The following is a 21,847-nucleotide window of genomic DNA, read 5'->3' on the forward strand; positions in this document are numbered from 1 at the left end:
AATTTATTTTTTTCTTTTCAGCCATAGCCTAAAACCATAAGGTAAAATACCGAACCAATGCTGAGAAGCAGGCGTTTTTGTTTCTTTTCGAACCTCTTTTCGTTCTTTTCGCTCATCTTTCGGAGTGTCTATATATTTCACAAATTGCTGAGTCATATATTTGACATAATCATTCGTTTTCACGTGATCACCTCATCATTCAGTTATTATGAAGTGTTGGCTCACACGACTTTTTTTATACACATACCGCTGGTTTATTCTGTCCAGCTCAGCAGTTTTTTCTGATTTTGATCGAACAGCAGCTGAGCGCTTTTTTCTGTTCCCGACACTGTGATGGCTTTAAGAGTGATTTCTTGCTGTTCTTTTATGGTTGTTTTGCGAATGTCATAAGATACATGTCCATATTGAAACTGCTGTGAACCCTTTCGGCCTGGTCTGTGCTCAAGTATATGCCTGATGGATAGAAGCGAGCCATTTTGCAGCAGATTTTCTCCTGTGTAATACTCTTTTGTTTCCTTCTCAAACATATGGCGTGAAACAAATTGAGGGGCGGTGAGATTCACAATCAGCATCACAAGGGCAAATGTAAAAAGAACGGCCGGATAGATAAACCCTTTTGAGTAGTACATTCACCCACCTCCTAACGACGTATATACCGGAAAAGCGGTTTGATACTCTTTATCATTCTCATTCTTGACTTTCAACCAAAGCATCCCGTTTTTAACCTCGGCTTTCATTGTTTTAATATGGTCAAGAATCGGAACATGCCCTTTTTCGTCTACTCTTTTCCTGATCATTGAATGGTAGATTTCAAAATGGACCTCTTGCCCTGACAGATTTCTGCAGATTAAGACGCTGCCATGCTCATCTGTCTGCACTGTCTGCGACTGCTTGCACTCATTCATGATCTGCTCTACCGAAATGACCCATTCCCGCTGCATGAAGCCCTCATTCTCCTGTTGACGTGACAAAAATAGATGAAAGAACATCGCTAACGATCCTGATATGAGCAAATAAGCAGAGAGCGAAAATAATACATTAAGAAGCGTATAGCCAGTCTGTCCGCAAAATGCTGAGGCAAAATGGCTTGTCTTTATAGGAGTCTTGTGAGATGCATACTTTTTGATATTCTCCCTCCTCCTCCCATGTCATCGAGTATTTGCTATTGTTCATCGAAACAGTTTGTGACGAATTTCCTTTTCCTGTCAGAATATATTTGCCTATGCTTTCATTAACAAGCTGATAACCAATTTCTCTCGAATCCGCTATATGTTCATCAGCTATCAGCTTGTTCCACAACGGCACGATCGTCAGAAGCATAAACAGCCATATGCTGAGGGCAGCCATCGTTTCAATTGTAGAAAAGCCTTTATTTTCTCTCCACATTCACTCTTCCGCTCCCTAAATAAACTGTTATGTCATAGGCGGCACGCCCTTTTATACGGATTTTCCCGCCTATATTCGGGTGCCCTTTCTCGTTAAATTCCAAGCGGTCTTTTAATGTCAGTAACTCTGCCGAAAGCCCGTTATGATAAGTACGGTCTATAACAGTGTCACCTATGATTAATTGATATTTTTTCTCTTGAAAAAGAATCTTTGTTCTTTGATGATTGGAAATTGCGGTCTGCTGCGCAAGTAAAATATCATTTTTCAGCTGGGATACTGTCTGCCGTAATGCTGTATTTTCATAAACAGGAGGAAGCGTGGTAAACACCGCAATCAGCATAATAGAGGCGAGGCTTAAAACAAGCAGGCTTTCTAAAAGGGTGAATCCAGCTTCCCCTTTTAATTTAATGTTCAACCTTAACCTCTCCGCCGGTAATGATAATTTGCTTTCCATTTGGACAAACCGCATCTTTTTTCACATAACCTTCTGCCTGTAAATCGCCGAGGCTTGGTGTCTTCCCGTCATGATCGAGTTCATATGCTGTTACCTGCGCCTTTATCATGTTTTGCAGGCCTTCACAGCCCTTTTTCTGAATGGTTTGATTATGTTTTGTTACATTCGGTATGGTGATCAATAGCAAAATAGAAATAATAAAGAGCACGATCAGCATTTCCACAAGTGTAAACCCTTTCTCATTCATCAGCCTCTTCCTTTCACATTTGATTCATCATCTGATACATAGGCAGGAGCATCGATAGATAAACAATTAAAATCATCCCTGCGACAAATCCGTAAATAATGGGCTGAAGAATGCCTGTCCATTTTTGTGACTTGTCCTCAAGCCGCTGCAATATAAACTGGCTGTATGTGAAGAGTTCCCGATCCAAGCGGCCGCTTAGCTGGCCATGAGATATCACTTTTGAAAAATCATTTTCGTAAAAAGGCCGTTTGCATAAAGCAGCTTCAATGGTTTCACCGGCTTTTAACCGTTCAATCATTTGTTCAGCTTCATGGCGGTAAAAACGGAGAAACGTTTGCTTCCTAAATGCTTTCAAACTGTCATAAATAGAAAGACCTGATGCAAGCAGACTGCTCAGCTGTAAAGAAAAAAAGTAGCTGTTAAACAGCCTGACCAGCTTTCCAAACAAAGGAATGCTTACGCAAATGAGCATTTGATGGTCGGGGGATTTTTTCTTGAACACAAACCAATAATAAACACCTATTCCTGCAGCCAAAATGGCCATTAATATGAACACAGCATCAAGGTGCTGAAAAAACGCAAAAATGATGTCTGTTGTGCGTGACGTTTCTACATTCATCGATTGATAAATACCGGAAAACTGAGGGATGATGATGTTTTGCAGCATATAAAGCATGACAACAACGGTAAAGATGAGGAAAAGAGGATATCGCAACACCCTTTTTATCTGTTCTGCCTGGCCTGCTTTTCGTTCCAGCAGCTCTCCGCTCTGAATCATGGAAGCCGGCAATTCCCCATGTGTTTCAGCAAAATAACAAATACCGACGGCTTCCTTATGAAATGACAAGCTCTTTAATACATGGTAAAACGATTCCCCTTCTCTCAACCGTCTTATTGCGTTAGCCAAGTCCGCCAGCTGCCTTTTATTCATTTGCAGCTGCATCAGGCGCAATCCGTCTAAAAGACTGTATCCGCCCGCTGTCATTTCACCCAGCCTTTTCAGTAAATAGGCTTGATCCTTTAGCGGCCAAACTTTTCTAATCTGTTTCATGATAAACCCACCGGTCATAGTTGTTTGTCGTTAAATAGCCGAGCGCAATCCCTTTTCTTATAATTTGACGCAGCGTTTGATATTGGTAATTTGCATTGTCCCCTTTCGCTTCCTGGATACACTGCTGAAGGTTTTTTCCGTAAAGCAGCTCGTATACGCTTGCTCTCCTGACATTTCGTGACAGGCGGCAATACACTGATGAACATCCGTCTTCACAAAACGGGCAAGCCAAATCAACTAAACGCTGAGCCGCTATCGCAATAACCGTTTGCTCGATTTCATTCATATTAATGCCAAATTCAAGCAGCCTGTAAATCGCGCCCTTCGCATCTCTCGTATGAAGGCTCGTCAGCACTAAATGACCAGTCATCGCTGCCCGCACCGCGATCTGGGCTGTTTCAGCGTCTCTAATCTCACCTAAAATGATCATATCGGGGTCATGGCGCAAAATAGCCTTCAGTCCTGTGGAATATGTGACACCGGCTTTTTCATTCACCTGCACTTGAAGAACATCTTCATCCCTCGTTTCCACTGGATCTTCAAGTGTGACAATGTTTCGATTAAAATGTTTTTTTGCATATTGGATCAGAGAATATAATGTTGTTGTTTTCCCAGAGCCTGTTGGCCCGGTAAAAATCAGCATGCCGTGGGAGTGTTTTAAAAATGATAGCAAGGTGGCTCCTGTCTTTGGGAATAAAGACAGTTTGTCAATCGAAGGGATATTATACTGAGGCATCACTCTGATGACGAGGCTTTCTTCGTTAATTGTCGGGAGCGTTGACATCCTTAAGTGAACGTCACCCTCTTTTAATTTTAGAGTAAGAGATCCATTTTGCGGCTTTCTTCTTTCCCCTATGTCCATAGCTGAGAGAAACTTAAAATGAGAAATGAGCCTTACACACTCTTCTTTTTTCATGTTTCGCTTTTTCAGCAATGCATGGTCAACCCGAAAATGAATGATTGCGTCCCGTTCCCTCGGCACAATGTGAATGTCAGAGGCCTTCGTCCTATATGCCTCTTCAATTAAAGTTTTGCTTATTTTTTCTATCGAATCCAATTTGATTCCCTCTCCTTTCAAAGCGTATTGTAGAAAAAGAAGACATGGTAATCAAACAAAAAAAATGTGATTTTCTGATGTATTTACAACCTAAAAAAACATTTCACTCCTATCAAAAATAGAAATTCAGATATATGTATCACATCATTTTCAATTTTAATAAGGATTTGAAAAGAGATTGATGGACAGATGTACGCAGTCCGGATCTGGCATCCAAAGAAGGATTTATAAATCGGAGTTTGACGCTTTCTAAAAATGGCGAATCAGTTTATTGTATACAAAATAAAAAAGGAAGAGGCAGTTACCTCTTCCAAACTGTTTGTTATGCTGATTTAGAAATTTCACTTAATGCTTTTCCGGCTTTCTGGTCTGTGTTTTTCTTAACGGAAAGGTCGCCTAACGCAACAATACCCGTTAAACGTTCATTTTCAAGAATCGGTAAACGGCGGATTTGATGCTCTGCCATGAGCTGACTCGCTTCATCAGCAGACATATCAGGATGACCGGAAACGACTTCTGTGCTCATGATATCACTTGCTTTCGCCTCCATTTGATCTTCAGCTAAGCTTCTTGTGACAATGTCCCGATCAGAAACGATGCCTTGAAGTCTGCCGCTTTCACAAATTGGAATAGAACCGACATTGGAGTCTTTCATCTTTTTGGCTAGTTCAGTGACTGATGCAGTTGGCTCGCAGCATTCTACATTCGCAGTCATGATATCTCTTACTTTCATTTCAATTCCTCCTTTACCGTGTTCTATTTATTCTTTATCCGCTTCACAAAAAATGAAACATTCTACAGTATCCGCCGTTTTCGAGATTTCTTTTTATCCTTCCGTTCCTGCAGCATATCTCCCGTCCAGCCTTTCTTCTTCAAATATAGGTAGATTAGGACTGTAGAAGTGATAATCAATAAGAGAGAAAAGACATAACCGTATTTCCAATTCAGCTCAGGCATCACGGAAAAGTTCATCCCCCAGAGGGCACCGAGTGCTGTAACCGGCGTAAAAAGCGTCGTGAAAATGGTCAGCGCTTTGAATATTTCATTTCCCCTGTGAGAGGTAATGACTTCCTCTGAATGCAACAGACTATTAAGCTCCCCTTCAAATTCGCTGATGTATGTAAACCCCCTGTCAATTTTGAGTTGTATCCGCTGATAAACCTTTTTACTATCATTTTGGAGCAAAAAGGTTTCTTTCAATGCCATTTCAATTTTTTTAGTGCTTAGGATTAAGTTTTTCCAGACCATCAGCTCATGGTGCAGGAGATGAACACGGTTTAAAATGCTTTTGCTATTGTCGTCTTTGATTTGCCATCTGAGCTTTCTCAGCTTTACTTCAAATTCATCTACACCGATTAGATACGCATTCATTAACTCGCCGAGAAGGATCAAAAATCCCTCCATGGTACTATCCGCTCTCTCCATTTGCTGGACAACTTGTTTTCCCTTAATCCCCTCCAAAATCGAAAAATCAAAGTTAATTGTGAAAAAATATTGCCTAGTAATATAGAAATGAAAAACGGTATGGTCTTTTTCCTCGCCAAGCCCCTGATCATATACGATCGAGCCAAATACCGCTTCATTCTCAGCTTCTGTTGTATCCACGCGCAAAAAGTTAATATGATGATTATTTTCAAACCACTTTTCACATTGCGGCCAATGAGAAAAATGGATCAGATCTCTTGCCTTATCTCTTTCCTGAGGCCCCATTTGGTACCAAAACCAATCCCCACCTGTATGTACCTTCATGTTACGATCCTCCAGACTTTTATTCTTTTGTTCTTTAATTGCCCAAGGAGAAGCATTCCTAAACCATTTAGGCACTTCATCACATGTTTTGTGAGCTTTTGCCGGTGGTATGGAATGTAGAAAGACATCGGAAAGGGAGGTGCATGCCTTCCTTGGAGAAGGCAGTTTATTTTGGAATTTATCAATTTATTAGCAGTCGCGTTTTTAATTTTGTTAACGGGATTTTTTGTCGCCGTAGAATTTTCGATCGTAAAAGTCAGGCGATCCAGAATTGATCAGCTTGTCGCAAAAGGCAAAAAAGGCGCTAAAGCGGCAAAACATGTGGTCACACATCTTGACGAATATTTATCAGCCTGCCAGCTGGGCATCACGGTCGCAGCTTTAGGACTCGGCTGGCTGGGTGAACCGACTGTACAGACTCTGCTTCGTCCGCTCTTTCATAAGGCAGGTTTAAACGAGTCGCTTACCCATCTTCTTTCCCTTATTATCGCCTTTTTAGTGGTAACGTATTTAAATGTCGTCATCGGGGAACTGGCACCGAAGAGCTTCGCGATTCAAAAAGCAGAAAGCATTACGCTGATGCTCGCGAAACCATTAATCTGGTTTTATAAAATCATGTTTCCGTTCATTTGGCTCCTTAACCAGTCTGCCAGAATGATCACAGGACTTTTTGGGCTGAAGCCGGCATCAGAGCATGAACTGGCTTATACGGAGGAAGAGCTTAGAGTACTGTTGACCGAAAGCTATAAAAGCGGAGAAATCAGAAAAAGCGAATTAAAATATATGAATAATATCTTTACATTTGATAAACGAATGGCAAAGGAGATCATGGTCCCGCGAAACGAAATGGTCAGTTTGTCTATTGAGGATGACTCGATTCCAAACATGCGGGAAACGGTTAAGCAGACCAAATATACCCGTTACCCTGTTGTTAAGGAAGATAAAGATAACGTCATCGGCGTGATCAATATGAAAGAAGTGCTGTTTTCATTGCTGACGAAAGATTTTTCTTTTCAGAAGCACAAAATTGAACCCTTCATACAGCCCGTCATTCATGTCATTGAGACCATTCCGATTTACAAATTACTCATTAAAATGCAAAAGGAACGCACTCATATGGCGATTCTCATTGATGAGTATGGCGGAACTTCAGGATTGATCACCGTCGAGGATATTATTGAAGAAATTGTAGGAGAAATACGTGATGAATTCGATGCAGATGAAGTGCCTCATGTTCGTGAGCTGGGAAAAGATCATTATTTATTAAATGCGAAGTTATTAATCAGTGACGTGAATAACCTGCTAGGAACTGATTTATCAGATGCTGAAGTCGATACGCTCGGAGGCTGGTTTCTCACACAAAACATAGACGCCGAGCCTGAAAGTGTCATTGAATATGACGGCTACTCATTCAAGGTAAAAGACATCGACAGTCACCATATTTTGTTTATCGAAGTAAAAAAAGCTGAATAGCCCTAGCACAGGCTGTTCAGCTGTTGCTTCTCTTCATTGTTGAACGTGCTTCAAAAAAATACATCCCTTAAGGGACATCTTAAGATTCTTCTATCTTAAATCCTTTGTTGGCTAAAGCTTTAGCAAGACTTTGCTCTGTTTTCACATTCGAAAAATCTAATCCGAGCTTCACAACAGTCTGGGCGATTTCAGGCCTGATTCCTGAAATAATCGTCTCAATGCCCAGCAGTTTGGTGCTGTCAATCACTTTAAAGATTTGATAGGCAACCATCGTATCGACGATGGGAACACCGGATATATCTAAAAATAAATATGAAAGCTTTAACGCCGAGCATTGGGCCAAAACGGATTCCAAAATGGTTCTCGCTCTGTACGTGTCAATTTCACCAACAAGGGGAAGAATCCCAATCTCTTTAGAAATCGGCATAATCGGTGCGCTCAATTCATTGATCATTTCTTTTTGCGCATTTAATTGGATCACCGTGACCTGATGATATTCTTCTGTAAATACCTCGATAATCTCATCAATCGTTTGATTCAAAATCTTGCTCCACTCAAATATCTCCTGGATGCCGATTTCTTGGGAAGAAGCGGCTTCGCTGAAGTCTTGAATCCATTGCCACATGATGTGCCTGAAAGCGTTAAACTGACTGACACTTTCCGTCACGGTCACTTCATGAACAGCACGGTCTCTGGCACATTGAAGTGACCATTGGTTAAGCTGATCCTTCACCTCTTCTTTTCTAATGGATTTTGCTACAATGGCTACCAATGATTCATGCTGCTCTTTTAATTTCCGTTCTAATTTTTGCTGATCTTTTGCAGAATACAGCAAACTTCCTTTTAACGTGCATGTTTCCAGCCATTGGAGTGTAATGTCTTCTTTGTGCTCTGTTAAATACTGATCTAGAGCTTTCATTTCAATCGGTTACCTCCTGTGATGTTTATCTTTCAAAAAGTGTATGATTGATATGTATAACTTGTCTCACGTTACACATACTATTTTTATATTCAATGGGCTATATAGCCAAGCGGTAAGGCAATGGACTTTGACTCCGTGATCGTTGGTTCGAATCCAGCTAGCCCAGTTTCTGAACTGTGAAAAACCGAAGATAAGCTGATTCAAGCAAATCAGCGGATCTTCGGTTTTTCATCATGCAGATTGATGAACCGTTTTCTTCTTCGATAACTTTAACAGTTCTCCCGGATTGTATCCGATAACAAGCTTCCTGTTGTCCACGAGAATCGGACGGCGCAAAAGCTTCGGTTTCTCAATTAAAAGTTCCAGCACTTCGTTTACAGTCATATCTTCAATGTTTAAATTTAAATTTTTGAAGGTTTGGCTTCTTGTTGCTAAAATTTCGTCAATTCCTTCTGTGGTTAAAGATAAAATATACTTTAATTCATCCATCGTTGGAGTTTCTCTGAATAAGTGCCGTTCGTTAAATTCAATCTGGTGCGCTTTGAGCCAATGTTTTGTTTTTCGGCATGACGTGCAGCTTGGGTATGAGTAAAAAGTTAATTGTTCCATTATGTTTTTTCCTCCTCCAGTTAACCATCTCTTTGTAGAATAACTACCCGTATCAATTTTTCTTTAAACCATTTATTGAACTTTTTTTCGGGTTATTTCTAAAAAACCGCACATATAATAGAAAACGCAATCAAAGGGTTAAATACCATTTTTCATATTAATAATGAAAATGTTTACATTTTTGTCCGTGATCCATTATAATAACAGTCAGAGGGACTCTCGGGAGGGGATAAAAAATGAATCGCATGTTCCGGGTGTTAGGATTTTGGACGGGAATATTTGCAGTCATGTTTTATTTAGGTGATATGAAAGATGCTTCCCTTTTATTTTTTGGACAGACGATCTTATTTGTGTTTCTATCGTATTTGAATTTAACAGAACGGATGTACATTTATATCTTTGGCGCTTATTTAACCATCTTCTTTGCCGGCTTCACATACTATTCCATTTTTATTATGGTACCAGGCGGCGGAGGACATTAAAGGCAAAAAGAGACAAACCTCATCGGTTTGTCTCTTTTTCTATAATGAAAAACCATTTAAAAACGGATTTTGATCCTGCTCAGTCTGCACGTCAGTTTCAGGACCATGTCCGCTTAACACCAATGTATGCTCCGGCAGTGTAAGCAATTTTTCATGGATAGACGTCAGCAGCGTTTCTTGGTCGCCTCCATGTAAATCTGTACGGCCTATCCCGCCTTGAAACAGGACATCACCGGAAATCACCAGGTCGGCATCCTTCACGTAATATGAAACGCTTCCTGGGGAATGTCCCGGTGTAAATAGCGTCTCCAGATGGAAAGGCCCAATATTCAGCTCACCGTCCCCTTCAATCAAATGATCTGCCGGCTTAGCTGTCACTTCTATCCCTCTCAGCAATCCTGAGCCGTTTAATGAGGCATCTGTAAGCCAATTCTTTTCATTTTGATGCAGATAGACAGGAATATCCCATCTGTCTCTCACGTCATCCAGCGCCCCAATATGGTCAAAATGGGCGTGTGTCAGTAAAATGGCTAAAGGCGTTAATCCTTTTTCTTTTATGTATTGGTTGATTTTATCTCCTTCGCCGCCCGGATCAAAAATCAGGCATTGATCATCACTGATTAAAAAATATGCATTCGCTTGAATCGGTCCTACAGGCATTCTTCTCCATTTCACTTTTCTCACCTCTTTCCTTTTTATGCTCCTATTATGAGGGTTTTTGAAAAAAGATTCAAACAATCGCTATGAAAACGCTATCGACAAACACACTGAAAACGGGTAGAATAAAAATGGAAAGAATTGCAGGTTTTTCAATGTAAAGGGGGCTGCGTAATGTTACTTGTCGTGATTTTCGGCCTTGTCGCTCTTTTCGCTTTATGGGGAGTCTTGCGTTCTGTGAAAAACAAAAATATACTTGGATTTTTATTAGCCGGGGCCACCTTGTGTGTGTTTGGCTGGTTTACAGTGATGACGGTGATAAACAGCGGTTATCCTACTGCACATTAAAACCTGTATCCAATGGGATACAGGTTTATTTTTTATTGCTGTAAATGTTTATTCACGCTTTCTATTTTACTTTCAAGCGTCGTTTTTTTGTCCCGTCTGTCATCGATGCGAATGTTGGTCGCCACTCTGTGAAGCCCTTTTTGGAACGGCGCTTCGTGAATCGCCTGAATCACAGCAAAAAGGTCGCTGAGCTCGCCTTCAATCAGTGTGTTCATTGGTGTCAGCTGATATTTGATTTTCCCTTCTGCCTTGTAGCCCTCTAAAATTTTCTGCACATCCGCCACGTAGGCGCTCACACTAGGTGTTTCTGTTCCGATTGGGATAATGGTTACATCTGCGATAGCCATTAATTATTCCATCTCCTTTTTATCAATGATGATTGGCTTCATTTCATGTGATATTAATGAAATTATGCGCTCAAAATGAAAACCGTACAACGCATATTTTCCGTTCGGGGATACTTGGATCGGCTCCATTTCAGGCAAAGTAAGAATATCCTGCGCCTTTCCCGATTTCATATCAATCGCTGACAGCTTAAATGCGTCCCCGCTTTCTTTAAACGTGTAAAACAGACCGCCAGCCTCATCAAAATCATACTCCATCGGAGCCAGACTTGTATATTTGGTTTGGAGCGGCCATTCTGCTGTAACTGCTTCACCATTCAATTGCGGTGATGTAAATTCATACAAGCCGTTCTCTCCGGAATCTGCTTTGACGCTAAAGCTCATATTATGAAAAGAATCAAAGTAAAGGACATCCTCCTCCAGCTTTTTCTCCTTTTCAGAAGCAATATCATACGTATACAAAGGGCCTTCTTTATCGTTTCTTCCCTCTTTTAGATAGTCAAATGTGTCTTTTGAGGTCCAATGGACAAACGGTACCTGTATTCGACTTAAAGCAGACTTGTCTTTTTTGGCATCCACGTGATATGTATGGAAGTCCCAGTTTTCAGTGAATACCGTGACCATCATTTGATACGGATCATACTGATTCCATGCTGCCTCCAGCTCGTACGTTTCGTATTCTTTCTGGTACAGCTTCTCCCCTTTTTGATTCAGCAAAACTACTGCTGTCTGTTGGCTATGCGTGATCTGCAGCAGAATCATCTGTTTCTTGGGATTGATTTGAACATCAACGATTTGACCATCCGTCTGATAGAGCTTTTTCGTTTTGCCATTAAAGATTTGATATGCAAGAAGCTCTGTTTTTGTCGGCTCTGAGACAGTATAGAGAATGGTGTTGTTATTGAGCCAGCCTTCCGCTCCGTCCGCTTTTCCTGCTGGCAGCGGAACAATCTCTTTTTCCTCACTTTTTGCCGTCGCTGCCTGTTTTTGCTGCTGATGAGATGGTTCGCATGCCGATAAACAAACTAGCAATGCTGACAGCAGAATCAAACAAACTGATCTCATCAGCCTCCCCCTCCGATCATATTTATTGTCCCATATTTGATACGGCACGAAACAGAAAAAGTTTCAGTTATTCAAGAAAAAATAACGACCTCCATAAGATCCCGCTTGTCGCCTGATAAATATGTGAAAACTGCTCAAACGGCAAGGGATTTTGGCCTTTTCCAAGTTCCACCGTATAACCTTCCTTAAAATAGTGATGAATAAACCAGTCGCGGAATCCCGCATAGCTGTCAATATCCTTGACTCCTTTATAAATGTTTCCGCTTATCGTCTCAAAATCCTTTATTACCGCAGCTGATTCTTCGGGCTCAAGGCCTTTATATCCCCAATAGATTTCTTCTCCTTGAGTGTGAAGGGCCACCAGCCTGTCAGGCGGATCCGCTGTTATCAGCTGCTGCATCGCAATGGATTCCGGCTCTGTGAGCGGAGAAGTTCCGGGAAAATCTCGGTAGCTGGGCGTTTTTGGTTTGCGGTATTTTTCAATTTCCCATAAAGACGGGAATTGTTTATTTAAATCAACTCCTTTAATATTTGCTTTCCATTCATTAAAATTCGGACGATGGCAGTTTAGTCTTTCAAGTTCATCTCTCCTGTCTCCCATGCCCGCTGATCCGTGTAAGACAAGATCAACGCCATCCGGATTCACAAGAGGAACAAGAGACAGAGAGGTTCGGCTGAACAGCTCCAAAGGAGTAAAACCAAAGAAATTCGTATTATGACATAAAGAAAGGCAATATTCCTTCAGCCACTTCAGCAATACAGACGTGGTAATCCACTCATTTGCATGAAACGATGCATTCATGTGAACTTTTTTGGAGGTATGCTCTCCCCCAACCGCCAGCTCCCAGATCGGCCTGCCCAAAACGGAACGTCCGATTTCCCGGCATGAAACAAACGGAAACACATTGATTATTTTTTTTATTTCCTCTTCGACAGCAAGAAAGTCATAGATTTTTTCTTGTTGCAGCCAGTCATCAGCAGGCTGCAGCTGCAGCGGGTGTAAAAAGCGCTTTACTTCCTGAATGGATTGAAGCTCCTTATCGGTGCTTTCTTCAATCTTATAACCCGGACAGTACAATTGATGTTTCTGTGCTGTTTGATTGGCACTTCTAAGCAATGTCTCATCTATCTTCAGTTCTCTTGCCAATAAAGCCAAATTGTATTTGATCTCAGGTTTTATCGTAATAAACGCCATCATCATCCCCCTTTTTGTTACTATATGACGGCGTTTTTTAAAAAAGAAAGCCTCCCGCATTTTTTGATACGGGAGACTTTGTGATCATGAGGCCTGATCTAGAATTTGTTTTTCTTTTCTTTTTGACGAATTGTCCAGTCTTTCCTGATCATAAAATCGTAACAAATCTCCGTAAATGATTTCATCAGAAAGTGAAAGCTCCTGCTTCGCTTTATCTGCAAATGTTTCACATTGCTTTGCCTCTTTCAAAGGCTTTCCGGTCGCTTTGTCATAACATAGACCGTCAGTATACACGATCTGGTCTGTGATAAAGCTTCCGTCCCGCAGCACTGTAAAGTCCAGTTTATCGTCAGAAAGCAGATCGTTGCCGAATTGAATGAAGTTCTTTGTATCAATACCTAACAGATTCATCAGCGTCGGCCGGATATCGATTTGTCCGCCTACTTTATCAATCGTTTTCGGCTTCTTGTCTGTAATTCCAGGAATATGAACGACAAACGGCACTTTTTGGAGCTGCACTTCTTCAAATGGTGTAATTTCTTTCCCTAAAAACTGCCCCATCGCTTCATTATGGTTTTCCGATATCCCGTAATGGTCACCGTATAAAACAATAATGGAGTTATCATATAACCCGTCTTCCTTTAACTTTTCGATAAATCGTTTCAGCGCCTCATCCTGATAACGAACAGTTGGGAAATACTTGTTTAACGTTTGGCTGCTTGAATCATATTCCTCAATCAATTTGTCCTCTTCATCAAGGTCAAACGGAAAGTGGTTCGTGAGTGTGATCAGCCTGGAGTAAAACGGCTGAGGCAGGTTTTTCATCAGCTCTGAAGACTGTTCAAAAAATTCTTTATCCTTCAGCCCCCAGCCGACTGAATTATCGTCATTGACATCATACGATTCAATATCAAAAAATGAATCATACCCAAATGAATCGTACATTAAGTCGCGATTCCAAAAGCTTTTATTATTGGCATGGAGCACCGCTGAATAATATCCGTTATTTTTGAGAATCTCTGGCGCGGCCATGTATTGATTGCCCGCATTTGTAAAGAACACAGCGCCTCGTCCAAGCGGATAAAGTGAATTGTCAACGATAAATTCAGAATCAGAGGTTTTCCCCTGCCCTGTTTGGTGGTAAACATTACTAAAGTTATAGCTTTCTTTTATAAAATCATTCAAAAACGGGGTGATTTCTTTTCCGTTCACCTTTTCATTGATCACAAAGCTTTGTGTCGACTCCAGAGATACAAGTATGACGTTTCTGCCTTTTGCGGCGCCAAATAAGTTCTTATTGGCATCTTTCGCATTGGCTGTGACATAGTTTTCAATTTCCGTCAGGCTGTTGCTGTCAGCCAGCGCTCTTTGTGCGGATTGCTTCGACTGAAGTACTCCGTCATAAATATGAAAATTAAACAGGCTGATATTTTTAACGAGCATTTCTCTGTCAAATGAGCGTGTCAATAGCTGCGGCCGTTCTGCCTCAGACAGACCTAAGTTGAAGAAATAAACGGAAGCCACAAACAAAAAATATGCCGCCCGTTCATTTTTCGTAGAGGTGATGTCTGATTGAAAGGCTTTTTGACGCATATGAAGCCATATTAAAATCACGATATCTACAGCCAATAGGAGGTCTGTCGGCTCAAGAAGCGTTCCGATGCTGCTTCCCAGATCACCCATATTGCTTGTTTGAAAAAGAACCGGAATCGTTAGGAAATCATTGTAAAAACGATAAAAAACCATATTCGCCAGCAAAACAAATGTGACAATACAACTCATGGCAATAATGTAACGATTTCTGTTTCTTCCCTTTAAAAACAGGCTGAAGCCAAAAATAAGCAGCAAAAAGCTCAATGGGTTGATAAACAGAATAAATTCCTGCGTAAGATTGTCAATTTTAATATGAAAACTGGTTTTGTAAACAACATACGTTTTCAGCCACATCATTAAAATGGCAATCAGCATAAATGAAATCATCGAAAAAAACGTTTTTCGCATTTCAACCTCCTATGCAAGCACGCTCAAAAAATCAGTCTATTCACAACATTCTCATTAACACATCAAATTAAATCTTAACCTGAACATAACAAAAAATCAATTTCATTTTCACAAATTTAACAATTTTGGTGTTTCAGCCATTCATTCTTAGCAATCCAAGCCCCTCCGATAACGCCCGCATCATTTCCAAGCGCCGCAATAGATATATCAGCCGCTTCCGCAGCGCGCGGAAAGGCACATACACGGAATGTTTTCTCGACTTTGGATCTCAGCAATTCTCCGGCTCTTGAAACGCCGCCGCCGAGAACAATTTTTGACGGATTAAGCGAGCTGGCCAGATTGCCAAGCACCAGGCCGAGATGCTTAGCTACATAATCGACAACTTCAAGAGCTAATTCATCATTTTCATTTGCTGCTTCAAATACATCTCGTGCCGTTAAATGATCAGATGCTTTTAATTGAGTCGGCTTTTTAGCTTTTGCAATTTTCTCTTTTGCAATTCTGACAATGCCAGTTGCTGACGCGATGGTTTCAATACAGCCTGTTTTACCGCAGTTGCACGGCGCCCCGCCTTCAGGGATGCTGCAAATATGGCCGATTTCTCCGCCAGCGCCATTTATCCCGTGCACAATCTCCCCATTCACAATAATACCGCCGCCAACTCCTGTGCCTAGCGTAACGAGAATGACGTCTTTTGCGCCATCACCCGCACCCTTCCACATTTCTCCGAGCGCGGCAATATTCGCATCATTTTCTATAACCGCAGGGATGCCTATTTCCGTTTCCAGATGATTTTTTAAAGCATAGTTTTTCCAGCCCAGATTTACCGTTTCATAAACGACCCCAGTTGCCATATCTACTGGCCCCGGTGCGCCCATTCCTATATATTTGACGATGTGCTTCGGTTTATGAAGCTCATCCAGCTTGCTGTCAATCGCTTTTGCTATTGTCACGGTAATGGTGTCACCGGACTTATCGGTCGGGACTTCCCATTTATGCTGAATCTCTCCATATTGATTAATAAATGCGAGTTTTATCGTCGTTCCTCCAAGATCGATTCCCGCAAACCATATCTCGTCCATTTATATCACCTTAACCTTTACGTAAATCTCTTCCGTTTTTTTGTTTGTTCCAGCTCTTTATGAAGGACAGCTGCCGCTTTAGCCCACTGCTCCTTCTCAATCATATGATTTATATATAGTTCCTTTAATTCATCAAGCATAAACTCAATTTCAAGCTCTCTGTCACCAAAGTAAACAATGTGTCCAAATGTTTTTAACAGCTGCTGTACATCATAAAATGTATTCATATTCCTCACCATTCTTGATCTTAACTATAAATAGCGTAGTCATAAAGAACCGGCCAGTCAAGAAGAAAACGCTGACAAAAATACCCGGGATTCATTCCTTGGCAAATTCAACGTTTTCTCATCCAGCCATTTATTCTTTGTTATTTTCAATTTGCTGCTGCAGTTCTATATAACGCTTCTCCTTCGGCTTCAGCTTTACAGCGGTCCTGATTGCCTCGTCAGCTTGACCAAGTTCATTTTTTTCCGCATACAGCAATGCCAAATTGTAATAGGACGCATGGTCTTTAGGCTTTTTTTGCACTGCTCTTTCCAAAAGAGAAATCGCCTGATCATATTCGCCGATTTGAATATCAGAAACTGCCAGGACTTTCAGAAGATCAGCTGAAGCGTCTTTCTGCTCTGCTTCACCGTTCAGCAATTCGGTTACTTCTTTATATTTTCCTTCCTGGTAAAGCTCATTTGCCTGCCGGATCAGCGCTGTCTCCTGATGGGACGGTGAATGCAATCCGTAATAGAGAAAACCGCCGGCCAGGGCAGCCAGCAGAATCGCTGACACCATTTTTTTGCCCCAGTCTTTTGCTTTTGGCAAACCAAGTGCTGCCGCAGCAAGAAAACCGCCGGCCAAGCCGCCAATATGCCCGGAATTATCAATATTTGAGACCGCAAAGCCAAAACCCAGGTTTATCAGGATAATAACAATAATATTTGTGCCTATCGTTTTTAGAAACATTTTTCGGTTTGACACAGCTACATACAGCAATGCGCCTAAGCATCCGAATATGGCGCCTGAAGCACCGGCTGAAGGATACGGACTGAACACGAAGCTGGCGATCGATCCCGTGATACCCGCCGCCAAATAAATCAGCAAAAATCTGCCTGATCCATACATGCGCTCAACAGCGGTTCCAACCGACCATAAAGCCAGCGTGTTAAAGGCTAAATGCGCAAGGCCGATATGAAGCACAATCGGCGTCAGCAGGCGCCACCATTCTCCGGCTGCAATCAGGCCGTTTTCCTTAGCGCCGAAAGCAACAAGCGTCTCCGTATTGGTGCTGCCTCCGTTTATTTCGAGCAGGAAAAACATCACGAGCTGCAGCGCGATGAACAAATATGTAAAGATCGGTTTTCCATTCTGGAAAAACGCCGCTTCTTTTTTTCGCTGTTCTTCTTGTTTCTGCACTAGTGAAAAAAAGTGTTCTTTCGCCATTTGGACGTGTTCCAATGAGTCTCGGTCTTCCGTCCATTCAACAGCATCAAGTGAGGGAAAAACTGCCTGCAGATCTTCATGAAGCGAAGTGCCAGTCACAAGTGCCGTTTCAACGGATACCTGTCCCTTTTCAAAAGGCTTTTCAGCGATTTCCTCCCAGTCATCGACAGGGGCTTCCGCTGAAATCAGCACATTCAGCAGCATCAAATTCCGCTTGCCGATAGACTTCCTGACATGCTCTACTCGCTCCGCCTGCACTTCTATGTCCCTTGCAATTTCTTGGCGAAAATCAATATTCTGTTTAAAGAGGCGAATCAGATCATGAGAGGATTTATCCGGTGCTTCCAGCCATATTTCATCAGATTCACCGGATTGTATGACGCCATATCCTCTTCTTACTAAATGCGCCGCGACCTTCCAATATGTATACTCCAACAAATACATGTTTACCGCTCCAATGGTTTTTTTTCATTATAACAGCTGGTGCTCTTGACGCCTACTAAAAGCAAAAAATCCCGTGAAAACGGGATTTTTAAAAAGCTTGCTGTATAAACTTATTGCGGATAAACGGGATTCTTAAAAAAAGATGAATAAAGGACCGCCTGATCCCGGGCTGGCTGAGCACGGTATTCATGAGACGGTAACGGTTTTGGTAAAACATCACGGCAGAAACAGCACAAATGGCATAGATCATAAATTTTTTCATTATATCCCTCCTGCCATTAGGATTTGTTATTCTTTCTTATTTATTCTTGACGGAGGGACGAGAAAGCTATGAAAAGCAAGAAATGATTCGATCCTCAGTAACCAGCATTTGAACCGGGATATCATGTGACAGATGCGGCACGTGATCATACAGCTGGCATTCTAAAAGCAAAGAAACTGTGTTCCCTTTATAATCACTTAAATAACGATCATAATAACCGCCGCCAAAGCCAATCCTATAGCCGTTGGCATCGAAACATACGCCAGGCACGATCATCAAATCAATCTGTGATTGGATCACTTCATTCGTTTTCTCAATCATCGGCTCCTGAAGTCCGGCGTAAACCGTTTCAAGCTGATCATCCGCTTGGAATGTGCGGAACTGCATTCTTTTCGTGTCGGGATCACACTTTGGAATACAAACTTCTTTCCCTTCGCCCCAGGCTTTTTCGATGATCGGCCGTGTCGGTACCTCCAGCCCTCTTGAAATGGTGACGGCTATGGTGCAGGCATTTTGCCACTCTTGGAGTGAAAATAAATGCTTGTTGATACGCGCAGTTTTCTTAGACAGTTCTTCACTCGATATCGCTGATAACGTTTCTATTGTTTCTTTTCTTAATTGTGATTTCATTTCCATCCCCCTCGGAATAGAAAAAAGCCAGAACCTTTTTCAAAGCTCTGGCTTTTTTCTTACACCTCAAACAGCTACGCTGTTATTTTGTTTCACGGTGTAACGTAGATTTTTTATCACGTGGGCAATATTTTTTAAATTCAACGCGGTCTGGATTGTTGCGTTTGTTCTTTTTAGAAATATAGTTACGCTCACCACATTCTGTGCAAGCCAAAGTAATATTAACGCGCATTGTTTTCCCTCCAAACTAAATATCATTTACTTATTCAGACTTATATATAATACCACTATAATGCACGGAATGCTAGGATGTTTTTCAATGAAATGATGATTTATTGGATAGACGCTGATAAAGCTGCAAATATGATGCTGTGATGATCCGTGGATGATGCAGTTTCATCACTTGTTCTCTGCCCGCTTCTTTTATCCGGCGGGCCTTTTCTTCATCTATTAATATGTTGTGAAGCCTATCGGCTGCCTCCCGTTCTTGCGAAAAATCAGCAGCAATTGCAGTTTTGTCATGAACGGCAAAGTCACAAAAACCGCCTGACTGTGAAACAGCTGTCAGCACGCCTTGTTCCATGCTTTCTTGTGCAGCGAGCCCAAAGGGTTCATAAAAGCTTGGGAAAACAGCCATTTCACATTGAGACAGTAACGTCACGATCTCTCTTCTATTTAAAAAAGGATAAAACATTACACTTTCCTTTATGCTCAATTGCTCAGCCTGTTTCTCATAGGCAGCAAGAAACGGCCCTTGTCCAGCTAGCACCAACTGAAGGTCAGGCCGGCATTTGTTCAGTATAGAAAATACCTTCAACAGCTGTGAAAACCCTTTTTCCGGAACAAACCTTCCAAACGAAAACAAGTATCTTTTATGAATGATCCTTTCAGCTAGGCCGCTTTTTGCCTGCAGAGACAGAGGGCTTGGGATGACGGTTATTTTTTCACGAAACGGATACGCCTCATTCATCGATCTCTTCATAAAAGTGCTTAACACAATCAGTTCGTCGGAAATGTCGAGGAGGAGCCTTTCCGTCAGCACCCTGTACGGATGAGGCGTTTCTTTGCATGCACGCTTCCTTCTGCTTTCAAGCCCGTGGATCGTTGCGGCAAGCGGAATGCCAAGCTGCTTTTTCAAATAATGAGCGGCAGGGGCCGTCATGTCATCATGGGCATGAATCAGATCAAAGCGTTCACTGCATGACAACACTTGTTGAACCATTCTAAAATTGACATCAGCTATAAAGTCTTCAACATTCGCATAGGAACATAGCTTACCGCTTGGAACGCATATCGTTATTTTGATATGCGGATTTAAATAGGAAATAAGACGACTCAAATGAACGCCAAGCCCGCTTTTCGGTTTATTAGGATGCTCGAATGAAAGCATAAGGATGTTCATTTCCCTCTTCCCTCACTGCAATAGCAGGTATAAGCAGAAAATTGCTCCTCCCACCTGGTATGTATTTCTGCATTGCGGAAACTGTTTATGTCGCTGACACCGTTTTCTGCAAGAAAGATGTCCTCTGTTTCAGCTAGTTTGAGAGAAACATTTATCGAATTCAGTATTCTGCATTCAGCGCGATATAAAGCATTACCAGGCACCTGAACAATGATCCATTTCCCTTTATCCCGTTTTATGCGTTTCGTCCTGACAGCTTCTATACCGTTTCTTTTCACGAAAATACGGATTTCTTTTATCATGTCCGGCGTTTTTTCGAAAAGCACGGTTTCCGCCAGTTTCATCGTCTCAACTGAAAGATTCCATCGGACTGTTAATGTGTGAGAGTTTTGGATGTTCATGTCGAATATGTCCCTAAAAAAAGGAATCCCGCTTCGAATGTTATGGGGAAATGAGTGTTTGTCCATAGGCTTCTCACATTCTCCTTTCCTTCCATTGGCTCGGTGATCCTATTAAACCATTACCCATAAAGGAAGAAAAGAAAGATTTCTCGACAAAAACTCGTTTTTTTCGCGAATTCCTTTAGAATCCACTTGTTTTATGGTATAAAAAAGAAGGATAAAAAAAGAATAGAAGGTGATGAAACGTGGAAATTGCTATTATTGCGTTGTTTATCGTCAGTATAGCGCTAATTGCATTCTCATATTCTCAACGAGATCCGATGAAAGATGTCGAGCAGGAGCTTGAAACATTGCAGCTTTCTGCTATGCAGGAAATTTATAAGCTCAAAAAGAAAATGACAGTGCTTGAGGAAGAATTACTTGAAACAAACCTTGTGATCCGCAAAGCAAAGAACAGCGGCATCAATCAAAAGATCGCCAAACAAATACTTTCTAAATATAATAACGGCATGTCAGCTGAAGCAATTGCTAAAGCTGAGCATGTATCAGTAGAAGACGTGAATACGATTATAAAAGATAATGAGAAGGTGCTCGTATGACAAAACGAGGCATTCAGGCATTTGCCGGCGGTATCATATTAGCGACAGCCGTTCTCGCAAGTGTTTTTTATCTGACAGATGAAGATCAAGCCGCTGCTGTAAAAGAACAAAAAACAGTAACCGAGCAAGACGTGAACAATTATCTCGATTCTAAAAAAATGGTTTCTGTTAACCGTGATGAATATCAAAAGCTTCTCGACTCAAAAGAGAAATCTCTGAGCGATGACAGCAGCTCAGACTCGAAAAACAAAGTAAAAACGTACAAGCTCATCATTAAAGACGGCATGAGCACCGCAGATGTATCAGCTATTCTTGAAAAAGAAGGCATTATTTCTTCAGCTAAGGACTTTAATGACTACGTGATCGACGCTGGGTATCACAAGGAGATTCGTGCCGGAGAATTTAAAGTTAAATCAGATATGAGCTTCAAAAAGATCGTTAAAACATTAACACGATAAAAAAAACAGGCTATGTAAGGGACTGACCCCATAAGATGAGACAAATAAAAAACACCTTCAAGTTTGAAAACGGATAGTTGTTATCCGAAATAAGA

General features: G+C 41.4%; 28 protein-coding genes, 1 tRNA gene and 2 pseudogenes. 6 read left to right on the forward strand and 25 right to left on the reverse strand.

Features of this window, described 5'->3' with window-relative positions; all coding sequences use genetic code 11:
* Positions 1-3: 3 nt before the first annotated feature.
* The 10 genes from MTN95_RS15625 to MTN95_RS15670 all read right to left on the reverse strand — a co-directional run bounded on the left by MTN95_RS15625 (position 4) and on the right by MTN95_RS15670 (position 5,944).
* Entirely contained in the window at positions 4-183 is a 180-nt protein-coding gene (locus tag MTN95_RS15625) for a YqzE family protein (protein ID WP_003236949.1), read from the reverse strand.
* A gap of 71 nt (positions 184-254) precedes the next feature.
* Complete coding sequence (gene comGG, locus MTN95_RS15630) at positions 255-629, reverse strand: competence type IV pilus minor pilin ComGG (RefSeq protein WP_248338876.1); 375 nt, start codon at positions 627-629, stop codon at positions 255-257.
* Positions 630-1,013: a competence type IV pilus minor pilin ComGF gene (gene comGF / locus MTN95_RS15635; protein ID WP_181185692.1), complete on the reverse strand. Its 384-nt coding sequence runs from the start codon at positions 1,011-1,013 to the stop codon at positions 630-632.
* Between the two features lie 25 nt (positions 1,014-1,038).
* Complete coding sequence (comGE, locus tag MTN95_RS15640) at positions 1,039-1,386, reverse strand: competence type IV pilus minor pilin ComGE (protein WP_248338878.1); 348 nt, start codon at positions 1,384-1,386, stop codon at positions 1,039-1,041.
* A complete protein-coding gene (comGD, locus tag MTN95_RS15645; protein ID WP_151175143.1) occupies positions 1,370-1,801 on the reverse strand; it encodes a competence type IV pilus minor pilin ComGD in 432 nt (143 codons plus the stop codon). Before comGD ends, comGE begins: the two co-directional genes overlap by 17 nt.
* Positions 1,791-2,087 (reverse strand): competence type IV pilus major pilin ComGC, encoded by a 297-nt coding sequence (gene comGC, locus MTN95_RS15650; RefSeq protein ID WP_010334925.1) that lies wholly within the window; start codon positions 2,085-2,087, stop codon positions 1,791-1,793. Before comGC ends, comGD begins: the two co-directional genes overlap by 11 nt.
* Positions 2,088-2,100: 13 nt before the next feature.
* A complete protein-coding gene (gene comGB, locus MTN95_RS15655) occupies positions 2,101-3,138 on the reverse strand; it encodes a competence type IV pilus assembly protein ComGB (RefSeq protein WP_282459596.1) in 1,038 nt (345 codons plus the stop codon).
* Entirely contained in the window at positions 3,125-4,195 is a 1,071-nt protein-coding gene (gene comGA / locus MTN95_RS15660; protein WP_095713275.1) for a competence protein ComGA, read from the reverse strand. The genes comGB and comGA overlap by 14 nt, the downstream gene beginning before the upstream one ends.
* 322 nt (positions 4,196-4,517) lie before the next feature.
* On the reverse strand, positions 4,518-4,928 hold the full coding sequence (locus MTN95_RS15665; RefSeq protein ID WP_105955574.1) for a CBS domain-containing protein: 411 nt from the start codon (positions 4,926-4,928) through the stop codon (positions 4,518-4,520).
* 62 nt (positions 4,929-4,990) lie between these two features.
* Positions 4,991-5,944 carry a magnesium transporter CorA family protein gene (locus MTN95_RS15670; RefSeq protein ID WP_105991987.1) on the reverse strand — a complete coding sequence of 318 codons (954 nt, stop codon included), beginning with the start codon at positions 5,942-5,944 and terminating at the stop codon, positions 4,991-4,993.
* A 143-nt stretch (positions 5,945-6,087) separates the two neighbouring features.
* Here MTN95_RS15670 and MTN95_RS15675 point away from each other — a divergent pair.
* Positions 6,088-7,417, forward strand: a pseudogene (locus MTN95_RS15675) (hemolysin family protein).
* A 79-nt stretch (positions 7,418-7,496) separates the two neighbouring features.
* Here MTN95_RS15675 and MTN95_RS15680 read toward each other — a convergent pair.
* Complete coding sequence (locus MTN95_RS15680; RefSeq protein ID WP_044154573.1) at positions 7,497-8,336, reverse strand: STAS domain-containing protein; 840 nt, start codon at positions 8,334-8,336, stop codon at positions 7,497-7,499.
* A 96-nt stretch (positions 8,337-8,432) separates the two neighbouring features.
* On the opposite strand from MTN95_RS15680, the gene MTN95_RS15685 reads away from it, so the two are divergent.
* A tRNA-Gln gene (locus MTN95_RS15685) sits at positions 8,433-8,505 on the forward strand.
* A gap of 65 nt (positions 8,506-8,570) precedes the next feature.
* Here MTN95_RS15685 and mgsR read toward each other — a convergent pair.
* Positions 8,571-8,951 carry a transcriptional regulator MgsR gene (mgsR, locus tag MTN95_RS15690; RefSeq protein ID WP_026014741.1) on the reverse strand — a complete coding sequence of 127 codons (381 nt, stop codon included), beginning with the start codon at positions 8,949-8,951 and terminating at the stop codon, positions 8,571-8,573.
* Positions 8,952-9,184: 233 nt separating this feature from the next.
* On the opposite strand from mgsR, the gene MTN95_RS15695 reads away from it, so the two are divergent.
* The gene (locus MTN95_RS15695; RefSeq protein ID WP_003226300.1) at positions 9,185-9,430 is read left to right on the forward strand and encodes a DUF2626 domain-containing protein; all 246 of its coding nucleotides are present in this window, start codon (positions 9,185-9,187) and stop codon (positions 9,428-9,430) included.
* 39 nt (positions 9,431-9,469) lie between these two features.
* Here MTN95_RS15695 and MTN95_RS15700 read toward each other — a convergent pair whose 3' ends face one another.
* The gene (locus tag MTN95_RS15700; RefSeq protein ID WP_105955571.1) at positions 9,470-10,105 is read right to left on the reverse strand and encodes an MBL fold metallo-hydrolase; all 636 of its coding nucleotides are present in this window, start codon (positions 10,103-10,105) and stop codon (positions 9,470-9,472) included.
* A gap of 156 nt (positions 10,106-10,261) precedes the next feature.
* Between MTN95_RS15700 and MTN95_RS15705 the strand changes: the two genes are divergently transcribed.
* Complete coding sequence (locus MTN95_RS15705; RefSeq protein ID WP_010334935.1) at positions 10,262-10,435, forward strand: DUF2759 domain-containing protein; 174 nt, start codon at positions 10,262-10,264, stop codon at positions 10,433-10,435.
* A 32-nt stretch (positions 10,436-10,467) separates the two neighbouring features.
* Here the strand turns inward: MTN95_RS15705 and MTN95_RS15710 are convergent, their stop codons facing one another.
* The 12 genes and pseudogenes from MTN95_RS15710 to MTN95_RS15765 form a co-directional block, all read right to left on the reverse strand.
* Positions 10,468-10,782: an MTH1187 family thiamine-binding protein gene (locus MTN95_RS15710; protein ID WP_248338880.1), complete on the reverse strand. Its 315-nt coding sequence runs from the start codon at positions 10,780-10,782 to the stop codon at positions 10,468-10,470.
* Between the two features lie 3 nt (positions 10,783-10,785).
* Complete coding sequence (locus MTN95_RS15715; protein WP_248338881.1) at positions 10,786-11,844, reverse strand: YqgU-like beta propeller domain-containing protein; 1,059 nt, start codon at positions 11,842-11,844, stop codon at positions 10,786-10,788.
* 67 nt (positions 11,845-11,911) lie between these two features.
* Entirely contained in the window at positions 11,912-13,042 is a 1,131-nt protein-coding gene (locus MTN95_RS15720) for a M14 family metallopeptidase (protein WP_105955569.1), read from the reverse strand.
* Positions 13,043-13,123: 81 nt separating this feature from the next.
* Positions 13,124-15,040 carry an LTA synthase family protein gene (locus MTN95_RS15725; RefSeq protein ID WP_248338882.1) on the reverse strand — a complete coding sequence of 639 codons (1,917 nt, stop codon included), beginning with the start codon at positions 15,038-15,040 and terminating at the stop codon, positions 13,124-13,126.
* A gap of 116 nt (positions 15,041-15,156) precedes the next feature.
* Positions 15,157-16,122: an ROK family glucokinase gene (gene glcK, locus MTN95_RS15730; RefSeq protein WP_248338883.1), complete on the reverse strand. Its 966-nt coding sequence runs from the start codon at positions 16,120-16,122 to the stop codon at positions 15,157-15,159.
* Between the two features lie 10 nt (positions 16,123-16,132).
* Positions 16,133-16,349: pseudogene (locus tag MTN95_RS15735) on the reverse strand (YqgQ family protein).
* 130 nt (positions 16,350-16,479) lie between these two features.
* The gene (gene yqgP, locus MTN95_RS15740; protein WP_248338884.1) at positions 16,480-18,000 is read right to left on the reverse strand and encodes a rhomboid family intramembrane serine protease; all 1,521 of its coding nucleotides are present in this window, start codon (positions 17,998-18,000) and stop codon (positions 16,480-16,482) included.
* An 88-nt stretch (positions 18,001-18,088) separates the two neighbouring features.
* Positions 18,089-18,262: a hypothetical protein gene (locus tag MTN95_RS15745; protein ID WP_024122059.1), complete on the reverse strand. Its 174-nt coding sequence runs from the start codon at positions 18,260-18,262 to the stop codon at positions 18,089-18,091.
* A 66-nt stretch (positions 18,263-18,328) separates the two neighbouring features.
* Entirely contained in the window at positions 18,329-18,892 is a 564-nt protein-coding gene (locus MTN95_RS15750) for a 5-formyltetrahydrofolate cyclo-ligase (protein ID WP_248338887.1), read from the reverse strand.
* An 82-nt stretch (positions 18,893-18,974) separates the two neighbouring features.
* A complete protein-coding gene (gene rpmG / locus MTN95_RS15755; protein ID WP_003153056.1) occupies positions 18,975-19,124 on the reverse strand; it encodes a 50S ribosomal protein L33 in 150 nt (49 codons plus the stop codon).
* A gap of 84 nt (positions 19,125-19,208) precedes the next feature.
* The gene (locus MTN95_RS15760) at positions 19,209-20,294 is read right to left on the reverse strand and encodes a glycosyltransferase family 4 protein (protein ID WP_248338889.1); all 1,086 of its coding nucleotides are present in this window, start codon (positions 20,292-20,294) and stop codon (positions 19,209-19,211) included.
* Positions 20,291-20,761 (reverse strand): hypothetical protein, encoded by a 471-nt coding sequence (locus MTN95_RS15765; protein WP_248338891.1) that lies wholly within the window; start codon positions 20,759-20,761, stop codon positions 20,291-20,293. The genes MTN95_RS15760 and MTN95_RS15765 overlap by 4 nt, the downstream gene beginning before the upstream one ends.
* Positions 20,762-20,940: 179 nt before the next feature.
* On the opposite strand from MTN95_RS15765, the gene MTN95_RS15770 reads away from it, so the two are divergent.
* Complete coding sequence (locus tag MTN95_RS15770) at positions 20,941-21,294, forward strand: hypothetical protein (protein WP_010334943.1); 354 nt, start codon at positions 20,941-20,943, stop codon at positions 21,292-21,294.
* Positions 21,291-21,752: an endolytic transglycosylase MltG gene (locus MTN95_RS15775; protein ID WP_024122063.1), complete on the forward strand. Its 462-nt coding sequence runs from the start codon at positions 21,291-21,293 to the stop codon at positions 21,750-21,752. The genes MTN95_RS15770 and MTN95_RS15775 overlap by 4 nt, the downstream gene beginning before the upstream one ends.
* Positions 21,753-21,847 lie beyond the last annotated feature (95 nt).

The organism is Bacillus sp. 2CMS4F, assembly GCF_023161785.1.
Taxonomy (GTDB): Bacteria; Bacillota; Bacilli; order Bacillales; family Bacillaceae; genus Bacillus; species Bacillus halotolerans.

Coding starts and splice junctions, on each gene's coding strand:
- comGG (WP_248338876.1), bottom strand. CDS start 629: ATGTACTACTCAAAAGGGTTTATCTATCCGGCCGTTCTTTTTACATTT.
- comGE (WP_248338878.1), bottom strand. CDS start 1,386: ATGTGGAGAGAAAATAAAGGCTTTTCTACAATTGAAACGATGGCTGCC.
- comGC (WP_010334925.1), bottom strand. CDS start 2,087: ATGAATGAGAAAGGGTTTACACTTGTGGAAATGCTGATCGTGCTCTTT.
- comGB (WP_282459596.1), bottom strand. CDS start 3,138: ATGAAACAGATTAGAAAAGTTTGGCCGCTAAAGGATCAAGCCTATTTA.
- MTN95_RS15665 (WP_105955574.1), bottom strand. CDS start 4,928: ATGAAAGTAAGAGATATCATGACTGCGAATGTAGAATGCTGCGAGCCA.
- MTN95_RS15670 (WP_105991987.1), bottom strand. CDS start 5,944: ATGAAGGTACATACAGGTGGGGATTGGTTTTGGTACCAAATGGGGCCT.
- MTN95_RS15680 (WP_044154573.1), bottom strand. CDS start 8,336: ATGAAAGCTCTAGATCAGTATTTAACAGAGCACAAAGAAGACATTACA.
- MTN95_RS15695 (WP_003226300.1), top strand. CDS start 9,185: ATGAATCGCATGTTCCGGGTGTTAGGATTTTGGACGGGAATATTTGCA.
- MTN95_RS15705 (WP_010334935.1), top strand. CDS start 10,262: ATGTTACTTGTCGTGATTTTCGGCCTTGTCGCTCTTTTCGCTTTATGG.
- MTN95_RS15710 (WP_248338880.1), bottom strand. CDS start 10,782: ATGGCTATCGCAGATGTAACCATTATCCCAATCGGAACAGAAACACCT.
- MTN95_RS15715 (WP_248338881.1), bottom strand. CDS start 11,844: ATGAGATCAGTTTGTTTGATTCTGCTGTCAGCATTGCTAGTTTGTTTA.
- MTN95_RS15720 (WP_105955569.1), bottom strand. CDS start 13,042: ATGATGGCGTTTATTACGATAAAACCTGAGATCAAATACAATTTGGCT.
- MTN95_RS15725 (WP_248338882.1), bottom strand. CDS start 15,040: ATGCGAAAAACGTTTTTTTCGATGATTTCATTTATGCTGATTGCCATT.
- glcK (WP_248338883.1), bottom strand. CDS start 16,122: ATGGACGAGATATGGTTTGCGGGAATCGATCTTGGAGGAACGACGATA.
- yqgP (WP_248338884.1), bottom strand. CDS start 18,000: ATGTATTTGTTGGAGTATACATATTGGAAGGTCGCGGCGCATTTAGTA.
- MTN95_RS15745 (WP_024122059.1), bottom strand. CDS start 18,262: ATGAAAAAATTTATGATCTATGCCATTTGTGCTGTTTCTGCCGTGATG.
- MTN95_RS15750 (WP_248338887.1), bottom strand. CDS start 18,892: ATGAAATCACAATTAAGAAAAGAAACAATAGAAACGTTATCAGCGATA.
- rpmG (WP_003153056.1), bottom strand. CDS start 19,124: ATGCGCGTTAATATTACTTTGGCTTGCACAGAATGTGGTGAGCGTAAC.
- MTN95_RS15760 (WP_248338889.1), bottom strand. CDS start 20,294: ATGAACATCCTTATGCTTTCATTCGAGCATCCTAATAAACCGAAAAGC.
- MTN95_RS15765 (WP_248338891.1), bottom strand. CDS start 20,761: ATGGACAAACACTCATTTCCCCATAACATTCGAAGCGGGATTCCTTTT.
- MTN95_RS15775 (WP_024122063.1), top strand. CDS start 21,291: ATGACAAAACGAGGCATTCAGGCATTTGCCGGCGGTATCATATTAGCG.